18 protein-coding genes are annotated in these 18,846 nt (G+C 73.4%); 9 read left to right on the top strand and 9 right to left on the bottom strand.

The window, feature by feature from the left end; translation table 11 throughout:
* Positions 1 to 22 precede the first annotated feature (22 nt).
* Positions 23 to 1,399 (top strand): cytochrome P450, encoded by a 1,377-nt coding sequence (locus AC1UE4_RS16330; RefSeq protein ID WP_482918367.1) that lies wholly within the window; start codon positions 23 to 25, stop codon positions 1,397 to 1,399.
* Positions 1,365 to 1,961, top strand: coding sequence for a TetR/AcrR family transcriptional regulator (locus AC1UE4_RS16335; RefSeq protein ID WP_482918368.1), 597 nt, complete (start codon positions 1,365 to 1,367; stop codon positions 1,959 to 1,961). The genes AC1UE4_RS16330 and AC1UE4_RS16335 overlap by 35 nt, the downstream gene beginning before the upstream one ends.
* Here AC1UE4_RS16335 and AC1UE4_RS16340 read toward each other — a convergent pair.
* Positions 1,958 to 2,407, bottom strand: a complete 450-nt coding sequence (locus AC1UE4_RS16340; protein ID WP_482918369.1) for a nitroreductase family deazaflavin-dependent oxidoreductase — start codon at positions 2,405 to 2,407, stop codon at positions 1,958 to 1,960. The two genes, AC1UE4_RS16335 and AC1UE4_RS16340, sit on opposite strands and share 4 nt — an antisense overlap.
* A gap of 80 nt (positions 2,408 to 2,487) precedes the next feature.
* On the opposite strand from AC1UE4_RS16340, the gene AC1UE4_RS16345 reads away from it, so the two are divergent.
* The gene (locus AC1UE4_RS16345; protein WP_482918370.1) at positions 2,488 to 3,387 is read left to right on the top strand and encodes a Crp/Fnr family transcriptional regulator; all 900 of its coding nucleotides are present in this window, start codon (positions 2,488 to 2,490) and stop codon (positions 3,385 to 3,387) included.
* Positions 3,388 to 3,420: 33 nt separating this feature from the next.
* On the opposite strand, the gene AC1UE4_RS16350 is transcribed toward AC1UE4_RS16345, so the two are convergent.
* Entirely contained in the window at positions 3,421 to 4,824 is a 1,404-nt protein-coding gene (locus AC1UE4_RS16350) for an MFS transporter (protein WP_482918371.1), read from the bottom strand.
* A gap of 167 nt (positions 4,825 to 4,991) precedes the next feature.
* On the opposite strand from AC1UE4_RS16350, the gene AC1UE4_RS16355 reads away from it, so the two are divergent.
* Positions 4,992 to 5,576: a TetR/AcrR family transcriptional regulator gene (locus AC1UE4_RS16355; protein WP_482918372.1), complete on the top strand. Its 585-nt coding sequence runs from the start codon at positions 4,992 to 4,994 to the stop codon at positions 5,574 to 5,576.
* On the opposite strand, the gene AC1UE4_RS16360 is transcribed toward AC1UE4_RS16355, so the two are convergent.
* Both AC1UE4_RS16360 and AC1UE4_RS16365 read right to left on the bottom strand, forming a co-directional pair.
* The gene (locus AC1UE4_RS16360) at positions 5,573 to 7,126 is read right to left on the bottom strand and encodes a sialidase family protein (RefSeq protein WP_482918373.1); all 1,554 of its coding nucleotides are present in this window, start codon (positions 7,124 to 7,126) and stop codon (positions 5,573 to 5,575) included. The genes AC1UE4_RS16355 and AC1UE4_RS16360 overlap by 4 nt on opposite strands.
* A 56-nt stretch (positions 7,127 to 7,182) precedes the next feature.
* On the bottom strand, positions 7,183 to 7,722 hold the full coding sequence (locus tag AC1UE4_RS16365) for a matrixin family metalloprotease (protein ID WP_482918374.1): 540 nt from the start codon (positions 7,720 to 7,722) through the stop codon (positions 7,183 to 7,185).
* Positions 7,723 to 7,845: 123 nt separating this feature from the next.
* Between AC1UE4_RS16365 and AC1UE4_RS16370 the strand changes: the two genes are divergently transcribed.
* A complete protein-coding gene (locus tag AC1UE4_RS16370; RefSeq protein WP_482918375.1) occupies positions 7,846 to 8,871 on the top strand; it encodes an alcohol dehydrogenase catalytic domain-containing protein in 1,026 nt (341 codons plus the stop codon).
* Between the two features lie 63 nt (positions 8,872 to 8,934).
* Positions 8,935 to 9,651 carry an NlpC/P60 family protein gene (locus tag AC1UE4_RS16375; protein ID WP_482918376.1) on the top strand — a complete coding sequence of 239 codons (717 nt, stop codon included), beginning with the start codon at positions 8,935 to 8,937 and terminating at the stop codon, positions 9,649 to 9,651.
* Between the two features lie 7 nt (positions 9,652 to 9,658).
* Here the strand turns inward: AC1UE4_RS16375 and AC1UE4_RS16380 are convergent, their stop codons facing one another.
* On the bottom strand, positions 9,659 to 10,108 hold the full coding sequence (locus AC1UE4_RS16380) for an SRPBCC family protein (protein WP_482918377.1): 450 nt from the start codon (positions 10,106 to 10,108) through the stop codon (positions 9,659 to 9,661).
* A 48-nt stretch (positions 10,109 to 10,156) separates the two neighbouring features.
* Here AC1UE4_RS16380 and AC1UE4_RS16385 point away from each other — a divergent pair, with 48 nt between their 5' ends.
* Positions 10,157 to 10,744 carry a TetR/AcrR family transcriptional regulator gene (locus tag AC1UE4_RS16385; protein ID WP_482918378.1) on the top strand — a complete coding sequence of 196 codons (588 nt, stop codon included), beginning with the start codon at positions 10,157 to 10,159 and terminating at the stop codon, positions 10,742 to 10,744.
* Positions 10,745 to 10,781: 37 nt separating this feature from the next.
* On the opposite strand, the gene AC1UE4_RS16390 is transcribed toward AC1UE4_RS16385, so the two are convergent.
* The 4 genes from AC1UE4_RS16390 to AC1UE4_RS16405 all read right to left on the bottom strand — a co-directional run bounded on the left by AC1UE4_RS16390 (position 10,782) and on the right by AC1UE4_RS16405 (position 14,641).
* Positions 10,782 to 11,936: an NAD(P)/FAD-dependent oxidoreductase gene (locus tag AC1UE4_RS16390; RefSeq protein ID WP_482918379.1), complete on the bottom strand. Its 1,155-nt coding sequence runs from the start codon at positions 11,934 to 11,936 to the stop codon at positions 10,782 to 10,784.
* 82 nt (positions 11,937 to 12,018) lie between these two features.
* Complete coding sequence (locus AC1UE4_RS16395; protein ID WP_482918380.1) at positions 12,019 to 13,020, bottom strand: proline racemase family protein; 1,002 nt, start codon at positions 13,018 to 13,020, stop codon at positions 12,019 to 12,021.
* Positions 13,017 to 13,904, bottom strand: coding sequence for a dihydrodipicolinate synthase family protein (locus AC1UE4_RS16400; RefSeq protein WP_482918381.1), 888 nt, complete (start codon positions 13,902 to 13,904; stop codon positions 13,017 to 13,019). The genes AC1UE4_RS16395 and AC1UE4_RS16400 overlap by 4 nt, the downstream gene beginning before the upstream one ends.
* Positions 13,901 to 14,641: a FadR/GntR family transcriptional regulator gene (locus AC1UE4_RS16405; RefSeq protein ID WP_482918382.1), complete on the bottom strand. Its 741-nt coding sequence runs from the start codon at positions 14,639 to 14,641 to the stop codon at positions 13,901 to 13,903. The genes AC1UE4_RS16400 and AC1UE4_RS16405 overlap by 4 nt, the downstream gene beginning before the upstream one ends.
* 85 nt (positions 14,642 to 14,726) lie before the next feature.
* Here AC1UE4_RS16405 and AC1UE4_RS16410 point away from each other — a divergent pair, with 85 nt between their 5' ends.
* Both AC1UE4_RS16410 and AC1UE4_RS16415 read left to right on the top strand, forming a co-directional pair.
* Positions 14,727 to 16,271, top strand: a complete 1,545-nt coding sequence (locus tag AC1UE4_RS16410) for an aldehyde dehydrogenase family protein (protein ID WP_482918383.1) — start codon at positions 14,727 to 14,729, stop codon at positions 16,269 to 16,271.
* 42 nt (positions 16,272 to 16,313) lie between these two features.
* Positions 16,314 to 18,782: a M14 family zinc carboxypeptidase gene (locus AC1UE4_RS16415; RefSeq protein ID WP_482918384.1), complete on the top strand. Its 2,469-nt coding sequence runs from the start codon at positions 16,314 to 16,316 to the stop codon at positions 18,780 to 18,782.
* Positions 18,783 to 18,846: the final 64 nt, after the last annotated feature.

Genomic DNA, 18,846 nt, shown 5'->3' on the forward strand with positions numbered 1-18,846 from the left:
TCTGGTACGGTGCCGTACCACGATGACCGAGACGACGACCCACCGGCCGATCGAGGGCGCTCCGCCCGGGCCGCGGATGCCCATGCCGCTCCAGACGATGGCGATGGTGAACCGCCAGCGGCCGTTCCTCGAGCGTCAGCGGCGCAGGTACGGCTCGATGTTCACGCTGCGCGTCGCCGCGATGGACCCGATCGTCGTCGTCTCCGACCCCGAGCTCATCAAGCAGACCTTCCGCGCCGACCCGACCGTGCTGCACGCGGGCACGCGCAGCCCGCTGCGCCGCGTGCTCGGCGACAACTCGCTGCTCGGCATCGACGAGGACCAGCACCTCGAGCAGCGCAAGCTCCTGCTGCCGCCGTTCAAGGGCCAGCGGATGAAGACCTACGAGTCGCTCATCGAGGAGATCGCGACCGAGGAGATCGACCGCTTCCCCGAGGGCGTCGAGTTCGCGACCGGCGGCCCGTTCCAGCGCATCACGCTGCGCGCGATCCTGCGCGCGGTGTTCGGCGCGACCGGCGCGACGCTGCATGAGCTCGAGGAGCTCATGCCCGCCCTCACCGAGCACGGCCAGTTCATGACGCGGTGGCCGTTCCTGCACCACGACCTCGGCCCGCGCAGCCCGTGGGGCAGGTTCCTGCGCCTGCGCGCGAAGACCGACACGGTGCTCGACCGGCTCATCGATCAGGCCAAGCGCGACCCGGACCTCGAGGAGCGCACCGACGTCCTCGCGATGATGGTCCAGGCGACGCACACCGACGGCTCGCCGATGACGAACGCGGAGATCCGCGACCAGCTCGTCACCATGCTCACGGCCGGGCACGAGACGACGGCGCACACGCTGAGCTGGGCGGTCGAGCGGCTGCGCCGCCACCCGCAGGTGCTCGCGCGCCTCGTCGAGGAGGTCGACGCCGCCGACGGGAAGGCCTACCGGGATGCGACCATCCGCGAGGTGCAGCGCGTCCGCCCGGTCATCTCGTTCGCCGGCCGCAACACGATCAAGCCGTTCGAGCTCGGCGGCTACCGCATCCCCGAGCATCACCTGATCGCGCTGAGCGCCGGGCTGACGCACTACGACCCGCAGCTGTTCCCCGAGCCGGACCGCTTCCTGCCGGACCGCTTCGTCGACGCGCTGCCCGACACGTACTCGTGGATCCCGTTCGGCGGCGGCATCCGGCGCTGCATCGGCGCCACGTTCGCGCACATGGAGCTCGACATCGTGCTGCGGGTGCTGCTCGAGCGCGTCGAGCTGCTGCCGACGGACGCGCCGGCCGAGCCGTGGAAGTTCAAGGGCGTCGCGTGGGCGCCGTCGGCGGGTGGGCAGGCGCTCGTCCGCAAGCGCTCCCAGCCGCGCACGAAGGGCGAGGATGAGCACGACGACGCGCTCCCTCTCGCGGCCTGACGGCGGCCACCGCGCGCGCCTCGTCGACGGGCTCGCGGAGGCCATCCGCGAGCACGGCTCGATCCACGCCATCACCGTCGCCGACGTCGTGCGGCACGCGCGCACGTCGCGGCGGACGTTCTACGAGCACTTCGCCGACCGCGAGGCGTGCTTCCTTGCGCTGGTCGACGAGCTCAGCGACCGGACGATGACGGCGCTCGCCGGCGCGGCCGCGCAGGCGGGGCCGTGGGAGGAGCGGCTCGACCGCTCGCTCGGCGCCTACCTCGGCGCCATCGCGGAGGACCCTGTCGTCGCGCGCACGTGCATCCTCGAGCTGCCGAGCATCGGGCCCACCGGCACCGACCGTTCGCGGGAGATGACCGAGCGCTGGGCGCACGCGATCGCCGCCATGATCGAGCAGGCGCGCGAGTCCGATCCCTCGCTGCGCCCGATCTCGATCGAGGTCGCGATCGTCATCACGGGCGGCTTCCGCGACCTCATCCTCGCCACGCTGGGCCGCGGCGGAGACGTGCTGGAGCTGCGGGCGATCGGCGGCGAGATGATCCGCCGCCTGGTCGCCTAGACCCGGGTGGCGACGAAGACCGGGATGAGCCGGTCGGTCTTCTCCTGGTACTCCGCGTACGGCGGGTACGCCTCGACGGCGCGCGCCCACCACTCGTCGCGCTCCGGCCCCGGCTCGAGCTCGCGGACGACGACGTCGAACGGCTCGGGCCCGTCCTGGATCGTGACCGCGGTCGGGTCCGCCTTGAGGTTGAAGTACCAGACGGGATGCTTCGGCGCCCCGCCGAGCGACGCGACGAGCGCGTACTCGCCGTTGTGCTCGACGCGCATCAGCGGCGTCTTGCGCAGCTTGCCCGACTTGTTGCCGCGGGACGTCACGACGATGATGGGCCAGTCCGTGTCGCGCAGCGTGTTCGCCCGCTGCCCGTTGGAGGCCTCGTACTCCTCGACCTGCTCGCGCGCCCAGCCGACGGGGCTGGGCTCGTACTCGCCTACAAGCGGTGCCATCCGCAGGAGGGTAGGTGAAGCACGCGCGGGCGGCGCTCTTGGCGCGGAGCCGTCTTCCGGGACCGTAAGAATGCGCGGCCATGACGTCCGACGGCGTGGACGGAGCCGCGGCCGGTCCCGTCGCGTCGATCCTCGATCACGACCCCGAGCTCACGTCGCTCGTCCCCCCGGACGACCGGCAGCTTGCGCGCCGCGCGCTGGCCGGCCGGACGATCGACGTCGCGCCCGGCAAGCACGTGCCGGAGGTCGCGGAGGCGACCGCGCTCTACGTCATCTCCGGCATCGTCCTGCGCTGCACGCGCCTCGGCCGCGCGGTGCTGCCCGAGCTGCTCGGGCCCGGCGAGGTCATCGTCGTCGACGGGACGATCGAGGGCGAGCTGCCGGTCGGCGAGAGCTTCACGGCGGTCGAGCGCACGCGCCTGCTGGCGCTCACGCGGACCGTGTCGCAGGCCGTGGGGCGGTGGCCCGAGCTGCACTTCACGCTGCTGCGCCGGGCGAACGACCAGCGCCAGCGCGCAGCCATCCTCGGGACGATCGTGCAGCTGCCCAACGTCGAGCTGCGGCTGCTCGCGGCGCTGTGGCACCTCGCCGACTCCTGGGGACGCGTCGGGCGCGACGGCGCGACGGTCCCGTTCCCGCTCACGCACGCGATGCTCGGGCAGTTCGTCGCGGCGCGCCGGCCGACGGTGTCGCTGGCGTTGCAGAAGCTCGACGACGCGCGGCTCGTGCAGCGGCGCGCCGACGGCTGCTGGCTCCTGCTCCCCGGCTCACGGGAGATGCTGCGCACGCTCCTGGAGGCGGAGCCCGGCCGCGAGGTCCCGCTCGCCGGCCGGGTCACCGGCGACGTGGGCTCCCGCGGAAGGGACGCTCGCAACCGGTCCGCTGCGCTGCGCGGGGAGTCCGCCGCGCTGCAGGCGCAGGCGCAGCAGCTCGGGCGGCCGCTCGAGGGCCGGCGAGCTCGCGAAGGTACGCAGTCGTGACGCCCGCGGCGACGTGGGAGGCGGTGGCCGGGCTCATCGCGCGGCCTCCGCGTACGCCGGGGCGCTGACGCGCTCGGCGCCGCGCCGGACGACCAGGGCGATGACGCCGAGGCCGAGCGCGAGCAGCACCGCCGACCCCGTCAGCGCGCTCGCCACGCCGTCGGCGAGGTGCTGGCGCGCGGCGCCCGCCGAGGACACCGCGGCGTCGCCGCCGGCGCTCGCGAACACCGTGACGAGCACGCTGACGCCAAGCGACATGCCGAGCTGCTGGGCGGCGTTCACCACGCCGGACGCGGCGCCGGCGTCGCCGGGCTCCACGCCCGCGATGGCCGCCGCGGTCAGCGGCGCGAGCGCGCCGCCCATCCCGAGGCCGAGCAGCACGAGCGGCACGGCGATGCCGGGGAACAGCGCGGTCCCGACGTCGAGGCGGCTCAGCCACGTCATCCCGACGAGCGCCACGGTGACACCGGTGATGAGCAGGCGCGTGTCGCCCCAGCGCGCGGACAGCGTCGGCACCGCGCGGACCATCGCGAACATGACGGCGGTCATCGGCAGGAACGCGATGCCGGTCTCGAGAGGGTCGAGCCCCTTGACGCCCTGCAGCCACTGGCTGAGGAAGAAGAACATCGAGAACATGCCGCCGACCAGCAGCAGGCGTGCACCGTAGGCGCCCGCGCGCTGCCGGCTCGCGAACAGCCGCAGCGGCGTGATCGGCTGCGCCGCGCGCCGCTCGACGCCGATGAAGGCGGCCAGCAGCAGCACGCCGGCGACGAACGAGACGACGGTGAACCGCTCTCCCCAGCCGTCCTCGGCGGCGCGGACGAAGCCGTAGACGATCGCGGTCATGCCCGCCGTCGAGAGGGCGGCGCCGGTGAGGTCGAAGTGGCCGGGACGCCGCTCGGTCTCCTCGAGCACGCGCGGAGCGAGCCACAGCAGCAGCGCGCCGACCGGGACGTTGATGAAGAGGCCCCAGCGCCACGAGATGAGGTCGGTGAGCAGGCCGCCGAGCACGAGCCCGACGCTGCCCCCGCCGCCTGCCACCGCGCTGTAGGCGGCGAGCGCGCGGGTGCGCTCGGGGCCCTCGGCGAAGGTGGTGGTCAGCAGCGCGAGCGTGGACGGCGCGGCGATCGCGGCGCCGACGCCCTGCAGCGCACGGGCGGCGAGCAGCCACGTCGTGGACTGCGCGAGGCCGCCGAGCAGCGACGCGAGCGTGAAGACGGCGATGCCGACCGTGAACATGCGGCGGCGGCCCCAGACGTCGCCGGCGCGGGCGCCGAGCAGCAGGAGGCCGCCGAAGGTCAGGGCGTACGCGCTCTGGACCCAGGACAGATCTGCGGTTGAGAAGCCGAGGGAGTCACGGATGCTCGGGAGCGCCGTGATGACCACGGACACGTCGAGCACGATCATGAGGTAGGTGGAGAGGATCACCCCGAGCACGAGCGCGGGGCGTACTGGACGCGAGGACAAGAGGGGAGCCCTTTCGGAGTCGTGGGCGACGAGCTAAACTGGAGGGCACCTCCACTACATATGGAGGTTGCCTCCGGTTTCTGAGAGGGAACAATAGCGGAGGCACCCTCCGCTTTGCAAGGGTCAGTGAACCTGGCGTGTCCCAACTCGATCCCACCCAGCTCGTCGAGCGCCCCAAGCGCGCCGACGCACTCCGCAACTACGAGAAGCTGATCGCGGCCGCCCGCGAGGCGTTCACCGAGGCCGATCGCTCCGCGGCGCTCGAGGACATCGCGCGGCGGGCCGGCGTCGGCATCGGGACGCTCTACCGCAACTTCCCCACCCGTGCGGACCTCGTCGAGGCGGTCTACGTCGACGAGGTCGAGGCGCTGTGCCGCAGCGCCGAGGAACTCGCAGGCGGCGATCCGTGGGAGTCGCTACGGGAGTGGCTCGGGCGGTTCGTGTCCTACGTCAACACCAAGCAGGCGCTCGCCGAGGAGCTCTTCGCGGGGGACAACCGGGACAAGCCGGTCTTCCTCGGCTGCCGCCAGGCGATGTTCACCGCCGGCGGGGCGCTGCTCGAGCGCGCGCAGGACGCCGGCGTCGTCCGCCCCGACGTGACGATCGACGAGGTCATCCGCATGGTGGGTGGGATCGCGAAGATCCCCGCGGATGACCCCGCCGACGTCCAGCGTGTCCTGGCCGTCGCCCTCGACGGCCTGCGGTACCGCCCCTCCTCCTAGGGTGCCGCGCTCCTGTGGAAGACGTCCGTGCGGTTGTCCGTGTCGCCGTCGTTCGCCGCGACGTAGAGGGAGTCGAACCGGGTGCCGAAGTGGTCCAGGCCGGTGTAGTCGCCGACGAAGTACCCGAGGGCGTCCGGCGCGGTCCGCATGTCGAACGAGGCCGGCGTCAGCCGCGTCTCCGCGTCCCAGGTGGCCCCGTGGTCGTGCGAGTGCGCGAGCCACATGTCGGTTGACAGCACGTCGTCGCCCGCCTGGTCGTTGCGGAAGTCGTAGTAGCTGACCGCCACGTTGCCCTGCGCGTCCACGTCGACGTTCGCGGTGAAGGCGTCGACGCCTGCCGGCGCGCGATCGACGACCACCGGATCGGTCCACTCCGTCCCGCCGTTGTCGGACCGCGACAGGAGGATGTCGTTGTGATCGGGATCGTTGAAGCGCGTGTCCATCCAGACCGCGTAGATCCTGCCGTCGGGGTCGTTCGGGTTGGACCGGTCGACCGCGAACATCGGGATGATGTCGCCGGTGCGGACGTCATGACCGGTGTCCGGGTCCTGCACCTCGTCGACGAGCAGGCGGTCGATCTGCGTCACGCCCGTCCACGTCTGGCCCTTGTCGAACGACCGCAGGAGCGCGACGTTGTAGCCGCGCTGCTTCTTCCGGTTGCTCACCGCCTGGATGCGGTTGAACCCGTTGATGAGCGTGCCGTTCGGCAGGACCTCGATCTCGTTGCCGATGACCTGCGCGAAGCGGCCCTGCGGCTTGAAGGTCGCGCGCGCCGGCTCCCAGTGCACGCCGCCGTCGGTCGACCGGGCGAAGTACGCCTCGGAGTAGTAGCTCGCGGCGTTCTCGTAGCCCCTCGCCGACGTGCGCTCGCTCGGCGAGACGATCCGCTGCCAGGTCGCGTAGACCAGGTTCGGGTTCGTCGGGTCGGCGGTGATCGTCTCCTTGTCGTTGAAGTTGTTGCCGAGCGCCCGCGGGTTGTCGAACCGCAGCTCGCGTGGCGCGCTCCACGTCGCCCCGTTGTCGTCGGAGAACGCGGCGAGGATCGCGTTGCGCGGCGAGTCGTTGTCGAACCCGATCGAGATCGAGTGCACGCGCCCGGCCGGGCCGTAGGAGACCCACGGGTCCGTGGCGCGCTGGTAGTCGCTCGGGCGCGGGGCCAGGGTCGTGCCCTGCACTGCGCTCGTCGGCGTTCCGCCGGCGCAGCGCGAGAACGCGGGCCACGTCCCGGTCCACGTCGCGCCGCCGTCGTTCGAGCCCTGGAAGACGTTGCCGTGGGCGCCGCCGTCGTTCCAGCGGTCCTGCTGCCAGCCGCCGACCATCTGCGAGCCGTTGAGCGGGTTGACGGCGAGGTGCGGCTCGACCTCGGCGTTGAGGTAGTTCACGCTCGAGGCGAAGGCCTCGCCCGGCCCGCCGCAGCCCGGTGCGAACGGGCTGGCGAAGCTGGCGATGGACAAGGGGCCCGGCGCGAGGGTCGTCGCCTGCGAGGGCGACGCGATGGCAGCGGTCGCAAGAGCGGCCGCTGCTGTGAGGACAGCGGTTCTCCGATGCACGCGGCGGACGCTAGAACGTCCATCTTCCGGTGGTTGGTGAAGTAGCTCCCCCGCGTTCAGCGGTAGATGGAGCGGGCTCCCCGGAGGTCGTCGGGGAGGAGCGGGTGACGCAGCCAGGCCGACAGCGTCCGGGGGGCGCAGCTCGTCGGCGTCCCGTGCTGGTCGAAGGTGGGGTTCATGCGGGCGCAGCGGCGGCGTTCGTGGTCGAGCCCGAGGACGTGGCCGAGCTCGTGAACCGCGACGAGGCGCATGAGGCGCTTGTCGCAGCCGCGGCCGAGCGACACCTCGGCGAACGCGTAGCGCCGGCCGAAGCGCACGTCGGTGTAGCCCTGGCAGCGCACGCCGCCGTAGTCGACGGTCACCTCGGCCGCGTCGGCGCCGACCTCGCGGAACCGGACGCCGACGTCGGCGCGGTTCCAGATGCGCGCGGCCGCGCGGACGGTGCCGTCGTACTGCGTCGCGCCGGTCGTGGCGTACGTGATCGTCCGGGTCGGCCAGCTGCCGCCGAGCAGGGCGTACGCGCCGGCGGCCGAGGGCACGGCGAGCAACGCGGTCAGGGCCGCGAGGGCGATGAGGAACGGGCGGAGGATCGTCATCGAAGAGCACGACGCGGTCGCACCCCGGCGTTCGGCTCGACCGCAGGAAGACCTCTACCCGCGCGCGCCCGGCACCTCACGATCGTCACACACGACCGGCCCCGACTCTGGAAGGCTCGCGCGATGCGGCACCTCGTCTTCCGGGATCGCGGCGACGTCGGGTTCGAGGAGGCGGACGACCCGGTCCTCCCGGACGGCGGCGCGGCGATCGTGCGGCCGCTGGCGATCGCGCGCTGCGACCTCGATCCGATCATGGCGGCGTTCGGGCTCTTCCCCGGCCCGTACCCGGTCGGGCACGAGGTCGTCGCGGAGGTGGTGGAGACGGGCGACGGGGTCGCGGCGCATCGGCCCGGCGATCGCGTCGTGGTGCCGTTCCAGGTCTCGTGCGGCGCCTGCGTGGCCTGCCGCGAGGGCCGCTTCGCCGCGTGCCACACGCACCGGGCGCGCGCGGGCGCGGCGTTCGGGTTCGGCGAGTCGGGCGGCGGGCACGGCGGAGCGGTCGCCGAGCGGCTGCTCGTCCCGCACGCCGACCACATGCTGCAGCCGGCGCCCGGAGGCCTGACGCCGGAGCAGCTCTGCACGCTGCCGGACAACGTCGTCGACGCGTACCGCACCGTCGGGCCGCCGCTGGCCGCGCGGCCCGGGGCGGAGGTGCTCGTCGTCGGCGGGGCGGCCGCGTCGATCGGGCTCTACACGGTGGCGCTGGCGGTTGCGCTCGGGGCGGGCCGCGTGCGGTACGTGGACGGCGACGCGGGGCGCCTCGCGCAGGCCGAGCGGCTCGGCGCCGAGGCGATCGAGCACACCGGCGACTGGCCGCGGCGCTTCGACCGCGCGCCGATCACGGTGGAGAACAGCGGCTCGCCCGAGGGCCTGCACTGCACGCTGCGCTCGACGGACGACTACGGCGTCTGCACGCCCGTCGCGATCCACTTCTCGGCGCTCACGCCGGTGCCGCTCTTCGAGATGTACTCGAAGGGCGTCACGTTCGAGGTCGGGCGGGCGGACAGCCGGCGGTTCCTGCCCGAGGTGCTGCGGCTGGCGGCCGACGGGCGCTTCGACCCGCTGGCGATCGAGACGACCGTGGTGCCGTTCGACGACGCCGCGGAGGCGTGGCTGCAGCCCGCCACGAAGCTCGTCGTCAAGACCTGAGCGCCCGTCCAGAGACGGTGACCGCCGCTCAACCCCGGTGCGGGTGCACCGATGTGAGGAGCGATGGTTCGCCTTCGCTCCCTTCCGCTCGCCCTGATCCTGCTGCTGCTCTGCCTGCCCGCGACCCCGGCGCTCGCCGATGCCTGGGACGACCAGGCCGCCGTGGCCGAGACGACGACGGGGAACGCTCCCGCGGACGCCCAGCCGTGGTGGGCGGGCGACGCGGCGAAGGACGACCGCGCGTGGGGCGACGTCGGCGTGCCGGCCCGCCCGGCTCCCAAGGGGACAGAGCAGCGGCCGAGCAGCCCGGCGCCGAAGCGGTACCTGCCGATCGTGCCGAAGGGCAAGGCGATCGCGGGCCGCGTCGCGCGGATGCGCGCGGACGGCAGGGCGGCGATCCCGATCGGGGCGCCGAAGAGCGTGCGCCGCGTCATCGCCGCCGCGAACCAGATCGTCGGCAGGCCATACAAGTGGGGTGGCGGCCACGGGTCGCTGTACGACTCCGGCTACGACTGCTCGGGCGCCGTCGGGTACGCGCTGATCCGCGCGTCGCTGCTGGGCGGCACGATGGTGAGCGGGCAGCTCGCGCGCTGGGGCTCCGGCGGCTACGGGCGCTGGATCACCGTCTACGCGAACAACGGGCACGTGTACATGGAGGTCGCCGGGCTGCGGCTCGACACGAGCCCCGTCGGCGACCCCACCGGCCGGATGGGCGTGCGCTGGCGTCCGAAGATCGGGAGGCGTGGCGGGTTCGCCGTGCGCCACCCGGCCGGGTTGTAGCTGCGGCTCAGGCCGTCGCCAGCTGCTCGGCGAGGCGGCGCATCGCCGTCGCGTTCGTGCGGCGGATGAACGCGCGCGCGAGCGGGGCGGTCAGCTTGTCCGCGACCGGCGTCTCGATCCACTTGTACTCGAAGGTGATCTTGGTGCCGCCGTCCGGCAGCGGCTCCAGGAAGTAGGTCCCCTCGCCGGTGCGGCCGGCCTTGTGGGCGACGTTGCGCTCGACGATCCGGGCGGGCGCCTCGGCGTCGACGACCTCGATGTCGACGACGTCGCTGACGCCGAGCGCCTTCGTGTGGACGCGGGCCTTGGAGCCGACGCCGCGCGGCGGACCGCTCAGCTCCCAGTCGCGGAGCAGGTGGTTCGTGAACGGCTCGTGGTTGGCCATCACGTCGAGGAAGTCGTAGACGCGCTCGCGGTCCTGCGGGACCTCGACGCTGACGGTGACGGGCTTGGGCATGTACCGCATGGTACACCATCGATGTACCGAGTGGTACAGTCGGTTGCGATGGCGCCCGGTGACGCACGGCAGCGGCTGCTCGACGCGGCGATCGACTACGTCGCCGGCCACGGGCTGACGGACCTGTCCCTCCGCCGGCTGGCGGAGGAGCTGGGCACGAGCCACCGGATGCTCATCCACCACTTCGGGTCCAAGGAGGGGCTCTGGGTGGCCATCGTCCGCGAGGTCGAGGCGCGCCAGCGGGCCGGCATCGCCGATCTCGTCCCGGATCCCGCGGTGTCCTTCGCCGACGCGACGCGCGCGTGGTGGCGGCACATCTCCGACCCGTCGCTGTGGCCGAACGAGCGGCTCTTCTTCGAGGTCTACGCCCAAGCGCTCCACGGCCGCTCGCCGGCGGCGGAGATGCTCGAGGGCGACATCGCGTCGTGGGTCGAGCCGACGGCGGCGATGGCCGAGTCCGCCGGCCTGCCGCGAGAGACGGCGTACGCGTTCGCCCGCCTCGGCGTCGCCGTGACCCGCGGCCTCCTCCTCGACCTCCTCGCGACCGGCGACCGCGAAGGCGTCGACGCGGCGATCGAGCATTGGATCGCGATCAACGCGCCGCTCTTCGAAGAGCAGCGCGACCGCGCCGCCTGACGTCGCCCACTCCGGCGGCGCGGCCGGGGAAGACGATCTAGAGGGTCGCCCCCGCGACGACCTTCGCGAAGCGGTCGGGGTCGAAGGGCGCGAGGTCGAGGTCGGGCGTCTCGCCGGCGATCATCTGCGCGACGAGGCGGCCGGAGATCGGGCCGAGCGGCACGCCGGCGCCTTCGTGGCCGGTTGCGACGAAGAGCCCCTCGGCGGCCTTCGACGGGCCGACCGCGGGGAGGTGGTCCGGGAGCCACGGGCGGAAGCCGACCCAGGTGTCGTCGAGCTCGAGCGCGGCGACGTCCGGGACGAGCCGGGCGGCGCGGGCGCGGACCTGCTCGGCGAGGTCGAGGTCGACGGCGGGGTCGAAGCCGCAGCGCTCGCGCGTCGAGCCCACGACCACGTGGCCGTCCCACGTCGTCTCGACGACGGTCGACACCTGGCGGCCGGGGTCGGCCGAGCCGACGGACAGCAGGTACGAGCCGTCGACGACCTTGCGGCGCAGGAAGGCCGGGTCGGGCGTCTCGAGGCGCAGGCGCGTGAGCTGGCCCTTGCGGGGCTCGACCGGCAGCGTCAGGCCGGCGGTCGCGGCGAGCGGCGCCGACCATGGTCCGGCGGCGAGGACGACCGCGCGCGCGTCGAGACGCTCGCCCCCGGCGAGGACGACGCCGCGGTCGATCGTGGTCACCTCGGCGCCCGTGCGGATCACCGCGCCGGCCTCCTGCGCGAGCGCCGCGAGCCCGCGGGCGATCGCCTGCGGATCGCACTGCAGGTCCGTCGGGACGAAGAGCGCGCCGTGGACCGCGCCGGTCAGCCGCGGCTCGAGCGCGAGCACCTCATCGGGGTCGAGCAGCCGCGCGTCGACGCCGGCGGCGCGAAGACGGTCCGCGCGCGCGTCCTCCGCCGCCCACGTCCGCTCGTCGGGATGGACGATGAGCGCGCCCTTGCGCCGCACCCGCGCCGCGTCGCCGAGCAGCGGGAAGAGCTCGTCCAGGTACCGCATGCCGGCGACCGTGAGCTCGAGCTCCGGGCCGGCGTCCTTGTCCGAGCACAGCGCGTTCCCCTCGCCCAGCCCGGTCGTCCCCTCCGAGATCCCCGCGCGATCGACGAGCGTGACCGACAGCCCCCGCCGCGCCAGCTCGAACGCCGCCGCGGTCCCCACGATCCCCGCGCCGACGACGACCGCGTCCGAAGAGGTCACGGCCGCGCCCCCCGCGGATCGTCACCGCCGGCGAGCCGCCGGCTCTCGGCGGCCGCCGCGGCGGGAGAGGAGCCGGCTCCTCTCACAGCGCGAACCCCGCGGGGAAGGGGTCGGTGGGGTCGAGGAGGTACTGGCCCATCCCGGTGATCCACGCGCGGCCGGTGATCTCGGGGACGATCGCGGGGCGGCCGGCGACGGTCGTCTCCTCGATCGCGCGGCCGGTGAAGCGCGTGCCGATGACGGACTCGTTGACGAACGGCTCGCCGATCCCGAGCTCTCCGCGCGCGACGAGCTGGGCGAGGCGGGCGGAGGTGCCGGTGCCGCACGGCGAGCGGTCGAGCCAGCCCGGGTGGATCGAGGTCGCCGCCTTCGCGTGGGCGCCGTCGGTTCCGGGCTTGTGGAAGACGACGTGGCGGCAGCCGCGGATGCGCTCGTCCTCCGGGTGCTCGGGCGCGGCGCTCGCGTTGATCGCCGCCATGACCTCGAGTCCGCGATCGATGAGGAGCTGCGCCTGTGCGGGCTCCGGGTCGAGGCCGACGCTCGCGGCGTCGACGAGCGCGTAGAAGTTCCCGCCGAACGCCATGTCGTACGTGACGGGTCCGAGACCGGCCACCTCGATGACGGCGTCCTGCTCGTGGAGGAACGACGGCACGTTGCGCAACGTCACCGCGGTCGCGCGATCGTCCGAGACGGCGACGCGCGCCTCGACGAGCCCCGCGGGCGTGTCGAGGCGGATGACGGTCTCCGGCTCGCTCACCTCGACCATCCCCGTCTCGACGAGGACGGTCGCGACGCCGATGGTCCCGTGCCCGCACATCGGCAGGCAGCCGGAGACCTCGATGAAGAGCACGCCCCAGTCGGCGTCCGGCCGCGTCGGCGGCTGGAGGATCGCGCCGGACATCGCTCCGTGGCCGCGCGGCTCCTGCATGAGCAGGAGGCGCAGGTGGTCGCGCTCGGCCTCGAAGCGCAGCTTGCGCTCGAGCATCGTCGCGCCCGGCAGGGCGGGCACGCCGCCCGTGATGACCCGGGTCGGCATGCCCTCGGTGTGCGAGTCGACCGCGCTGAACGCGCGCGCCGCTCTCATGCCGCGACCGGCGCCCCGAGCGCGGCGACCGCCTCGTCGAGGATCGCGCGCTGCGCCGCCGTCAGCGGCTGGCGCGGCGCGCGGCTGGGCCCGCCGGTCAGGCCGACGGCGTCCATCGCGCCCTTGAAGTACTGGACCAGCCACGGCGTCATGTCGAGCCGTGAGAGCGGCAGGAGGCGCTGATACAGCTCGCGCGCGGGGACCAGGTCGCCGGCGGCCACGAGGTCCTGCAGCCGGACGCACTCCGCGGGCACGATGTTCGCGACGCCCGAGACCCAGCCGGTCGCGCCGGCCGCGAACCCCTCGAGCGCCCAGTCGTCGCCGCCGACCAGCACCTCGAGGTCAGTCGCGCCGAGCAGCGCGGCGATCCGGCGGGCGTCGCCCGAGCACTCCTTGACCGCGACGATCCCCGGCACCGCCTGCGCGATCTCCGCGATGACGTCCGGCGTGAGGTCGATGTTCGACGCCTCGGGGTTGTTGTAGGCCATGACCGGCAGCTGCGCCGCCTCGGCGACGGCGGCGTAGTGGGCGGCGAGCTCGTCGGTCGTGCCGCGGTAGAGCAGCGGCGGCAGGCACATGACGCCGCTCGCGCCGCCCTCGCGCGCCATCCGCGCGTAGGCGACCGACGCGGCGGTCGAGCCGGCGGACACGCCGGCCGTGACGGGGACGCGGCCGTCGACGTGCTCGACGACCGTCGCGATGACCGTGCGGCGCTCGTCGTCGGAGAGGCTGCCCGCCTCGCCCATCGTGCCGTTGACGACCAGGCCGTGGATGCCGCCGTCGAGGAGGTGCGTGACGTTCGCGCGCAGGGCGGCGAGGTCGATGGAGCCGTCCTCGGCGAAGGGGACGACGACGGCGGGGATGATGCCGGGGAAGGTGCTCATCGGTGCTCCTGCGGGTTGTCCTCGAGCGCCATGTACCGGCGCGCGCGGTGGATGTGCTGGCGGGCGTGCAGCTCGGCGGCGTCGGGATCGCCCTCGAGGATCGAGGCGGCGATGAGCCGGTGCTCGGCGAGCTGCAGGGTGGTGCGACCGGGCACGGCGATCGACTCGTCGCGCAGGCGCTGCCAGAGGGGCTCGTCCATCGTGCGGGCGAGCTGGTCGGCGATCGCGATGAGCACCGGGTTGCCGGTGAGCACCGCGATCTCACGGTGGAAGAGGCGGTCGGCGTCGCTCCAGCGGCGCCGCTGGTCCGGGTCGGCCGGGTCCATCGAGGCGTCCATCTGCTCGAGCAGCGCGGTCAGGGTCTCGGCCGGATGGGGAGCGAGCGTCGCGGCGAGCCGCGCGACGGAGGGCTCGGTGATGAGCCGCGCTTGCAGTACTGCGGTCGGACCGGCGTCCGCGACCGGTGCGGCGACGGGACCGGTCGTCCGTGCCGCGAGGCGCTGGAGCACGTCGTCGGCGACGTACGAGCCCGACCCCGGTCGCGTGACGATCAGGTCCTGCACCTGCAGGAACCCGAGCGCCTCCCGCACCGAGGCGCGTCCGACCTCCAGCTGCTGCGCCAGCTCACGCTCGCCCGGAAGACGATCGCCGGGGGAGAGCCGCCCGGCCGCGATCTCGCCGACGAGGTGGTCGGCGATCTGCTCGTACCGCTGGCGGATGGGAGTCGAGATGGTCATGACCGGTGGCCCGGCGCCGCGCGCGATGATCTTCGGCGCGGGAGCGACTGGTCCGTTTTGAGAACCAGTTGGTACGATAGCGGGCATGTCAACCGTCGAAGCGGTCGATCCTCGGACCGGCGAGGTCGCCGACAGCCATCCCGCCGCCACCGTCGCGGACGTCGAGGTCGCGCTCGACGACGCGCTGCAGGTCGTTCGTTCGGGCGCGCTGCGCGACGACGCGCGTCGCGCGCGGGCGCTGCGGGCCATCGCGACCGGCCTGCGCCGGCGCGCGGACGAGATCGTGTCGGTCGCGACCGTCGAGACGGGTCTGCCCGAGGTGCGCCTGCGCGGCGAGCTCGAGCGCACCGCCGTCCAGCTCGAGCTGCTGGCCGACCACGTCGCCGCGGGCGAGCACCACGACGCGATCATCGACCTCGCCGACCCGGACGCCAAGCCGGTCCCGCGCCCCGACCTGCGCCGCGCCAAGCTGCCGCTCGGCCCGGTCGTCGTCTTCGGCGCGAGCAACTTCCCGCTCGCGTTCAGCACCGCGGGCGGCGACACCGCGTCCGCGCTCGCCGCCGGCTGCCCGGTGATCGTCAAGGGCCATCCCTCGCACCCCGGCACCGGGACGGTCGTCGCCGAGGTCATCGAGGCCGGGATCGCCGAGGCCGGCCTGCCGTCGGGCGCGTTCGCGCACCTGCTCGCCGCCGACCTCGACGTCGGCGAGGCGCTCGTCGACCATCCCGCGACTGCGGCCGTCGCCTTCACCGGCTCCTTCCGCGGCGGCGCGGCGCTGCTCGCCCGCGCGAACGCGCGCCCGAACCCCATCCCGGTCTACGCCGAGATGGGCAGCCTCAACCCCGTCGTCGTCACCGCCCGCGCCCTCGAGGCCCGCGGCGACGAGATCGTCGACGCCCTCGCGGGCGCCGTCGGCACGTTCGGCGGCCAGCTCTGCACGAAGCCCGGCCTCGTCTTCGCGCCGGAGGGAACCGACCTCGCGGACCGCCTCGCGAGCGCGCTCGAGCAGAAGGGCCCGCAGGTCCTCCTCAACCGCGGCGTGCACGCCGGCCTCGAAGAGGGGCTGAGCCGCCTCGCCGCCTCCGAGGGCGTGAAGAGAGTGGGCGGCGACGCCGCGGGCGGAGAGTCGTCGGGGGCGGGGTTCTTCGCTCCGCCCGCGGTCTTCCGCGCTCCGGCGCGGGCGGTCCCTTCGACGCCCGAGCTTCGCGAGGAGCACTTCGGGCCCGCGGTGGTCGTCCTCGAGCATCGCGGCCAGGACGACCTGCTCGGCGCGCTCCATGCGCTCGAGGGACAGCTCGCCTGCACGGTCTTCGCGGAGCCCGCCGATCACGGGAGCCTGCAGCCGCTCGTCGAGCGGTTCGCCGAGCAGGCCGGCCGCGTGATCTTCGACGGCGTCCCCACCGGCGTGTCCGTCACGCTCGCCATGCACCACGGCGGTCCGTGGCCCGCCAGCTCGAACGCCGCGCATACGTCGGTCGGCGCGACGGCGGTCGACCGGTTCCTCCGTCCGGTCGTCTTCCAGAACACGCCCGACGCGCTCCTGCCGCCCGCGCTGCAGGACGCGAACCCGCTCAAGCTGACGCGGCGCGTCAACGGCGAGCGCACGACGCGGGCCACCACGCGCCGCTGACGCAACGCGCAAGTTCGTGACGCCTGCTGCGTTCATCGCGGCATGCGCACGAAGCCGATGTCCATCGCCGGGCCCCTCGTGGCCGGCGCTCTGGCGCTCGCCGTACCGGCCGTAGCCGGTGCCGCGACGCCGGCGAGCCTGCCGCTCGTCAAGCGCACGGCGGTCGCCAAGAAGGCGGCCCCCGTGTACGTCGCACCGATGTCCGGGTTCATCACCGTCCGCTCGGGGGGAGCGCGCGGCGACTGGGACCTCGATCTGATCGACGCACGCAGCGGTCGCAAGCTCGCCGCCTCGCACGGGTTCTCCGCCCGCGAGGTCGCCCAGACCTACGTCACCTCCGGCCAGCGGATCCGGCTGCGCGCGACGCGCCTCAGCGGCCGGGCGAAGAACCTGCCGCTGACGGTCAAGCTCTACGACGTCACGCCGCCGAAGCCCGACGGCACGCCGCAGCTCGTCGAGGTGAAGTTCCGCAACAACGCGGACCTCGCCCGCCTCGACCACGCCGGCCTCGACGTCACGCACGACATCCACGGCAACAAGGCCGACGTGATCGTCACCGGCGCGAAGCAGCTCGCCGCCCTGAAGGACACCGGCCTGCCGTTCGAGGTCGAGATCCCCGACATGGTCGCCGACGCCACCAAGGCGCGCGCCGCCGACCTGCGCCGCGTCCGCGCCGCGGGCGAGTCGCCGCTGCCGAGCGGCCGCGAGGACTACCGGGTGCTGCAGGACTACCAGGACGAGCTGAAGGCGCTCGCCGAGAACTACCCCGGCATCGTCAAGCCCGTCGTCCTGCCGCAGCGCACGTTCCAGGGCCGCGAGATCATGGGCGTCGAGATCTCGCAGGGCGTCGACCGCACCGACGACGGCAAGCCGACGTACTTCGTGATGGGCATGCACCACGCCCGCGAGTGGCCGTCGGCGGAGGCCGGCATGGAGTTCGCCACGCTGCTCGCCCAGTCCTACGGCAAGGACCAGCGCATCACCGACCTGCTCGGCAAGGAGCGCATCGTCGTCGTCCCGATCGTCAACGTCGACGGCTTCGTCGAGTCGCGCGAGGGCGGCATGCTCGGCCTGCCCGATCCGGCCGACAGCACCGGCATCACGCCGCTGCAGACCGTCGAGGGCGTCGCGCTGCTCGGCGGCTCGTTCGCCTACCGCCGCAAGAACTGCGACGGCGCGATCCCGTCGGGCGACGTGCCCTGCACGCTGCAGTACGGCGTCGACCCGAACCGCAACTACGGCAGCGGCTGGGGCGGCAACGGCGCCGGCACCGACCCGATCACGCAGTCCTACCGCGGGCCCGGCCCGTTCTCCGAGCCGGAGACGCAGGCGGTCTGGCAGTTCAGCCGCGAGCGCCAGGTCACGACGCTGATCAGCATCCACAACGTCGCCGCGCTCGTGCTGCGCCCGCCGGGGCTGCACGACGCCGGCCGCGCGCCGGACGAGCCCGCGCTGAAGAAGCTGGGCGACGCCATGGCGGACGCCACGGGCTACACGTCGCAGTTCGGCTTCCAGCTCTACGACACGTCGGGCACGACGGAGGACTACACGTACGCCGCGCAGGGCGGCTACGGCTACACGATCGAGATGGGCCCCTCGGGCGGCCAGTTCCACATGCCGTACCAGACGGGCGTCATCGACGAGTTCGACGGCAAGGCGGGCACGCCGAGCGAGGGCAAGGGCCTCAAGGAGGCGCTGCTGCTCGGCGCCGAGACTGCGGCGAGCGCGCCCGACCACTCGATCATCACCGGCAAGGCGCCGGCGGGTTCGGTGCTCCGCATCAAGAAGGAGTTCCAGACCGAGACGAGCGCCGTCTGCCTCTACGCGCAGGGCTACCTGAACTCGTCGGGCGGCGGCACGCCGGCCGACTGCCCCGCACGCGGTGAGAAGCAGTCGTTCGCCGACTACGTCCAGAGCACGATGACCGTGCCGAAGGGCGGCAAGTTCACCTGGCACGTGAACCCGTCCACGCGGCCGTTCGTCGGGACGCGGTACATCGACGGAACCGAGCAGCCGGTGGGCGAGCCGCAGACGTTCACGCCGACCGCCGACGAGAACAAGCTCGTCCTCGGCGCCGCCGACGAGGAGCAGGGCTCGGTGGAGCGCGAGTTCACCCTCGACGGCAGCGCGGACAGCGTGCACGTCGATCTGAACTGGGCCGCGACGCCCGAGGACTACGACCTCGTCGTCTACAAGGTCAACGCCGACGGGACCCGCCAGCAGGTCGGCGACTCCGGCAACGCGCCGGGCTCGCCCGAGCAGGTCGTCCTCGATGACCCCGAGGCCGGCACGTACGTGCTGCGCGTCATCTACTACGTCACCGCGGCGAACGACTGGACGGCGACCGTCCAGGGCTTCGTGAGCCAGCCCGACCGCATCGAGCCGACCGGGCAGACCGAGGCGTTCACGCTGACCTGCGAGACGCCGGACGGCAAGGTGCTGTCCACGCAGGAGGTCACCGTCGCGCGCGGCGCGACGGCGACCGTCAAGCCCGCCTGCGGGAAGAAGTGACCGGCGGACGGCGGTGATGCGGAAGCACCGCATCACCGCCGTCCCACTCGGAGCGCTCGCGCGC

The organism is Parviterribacter kavangonensis (assembly GCF_056863335.1).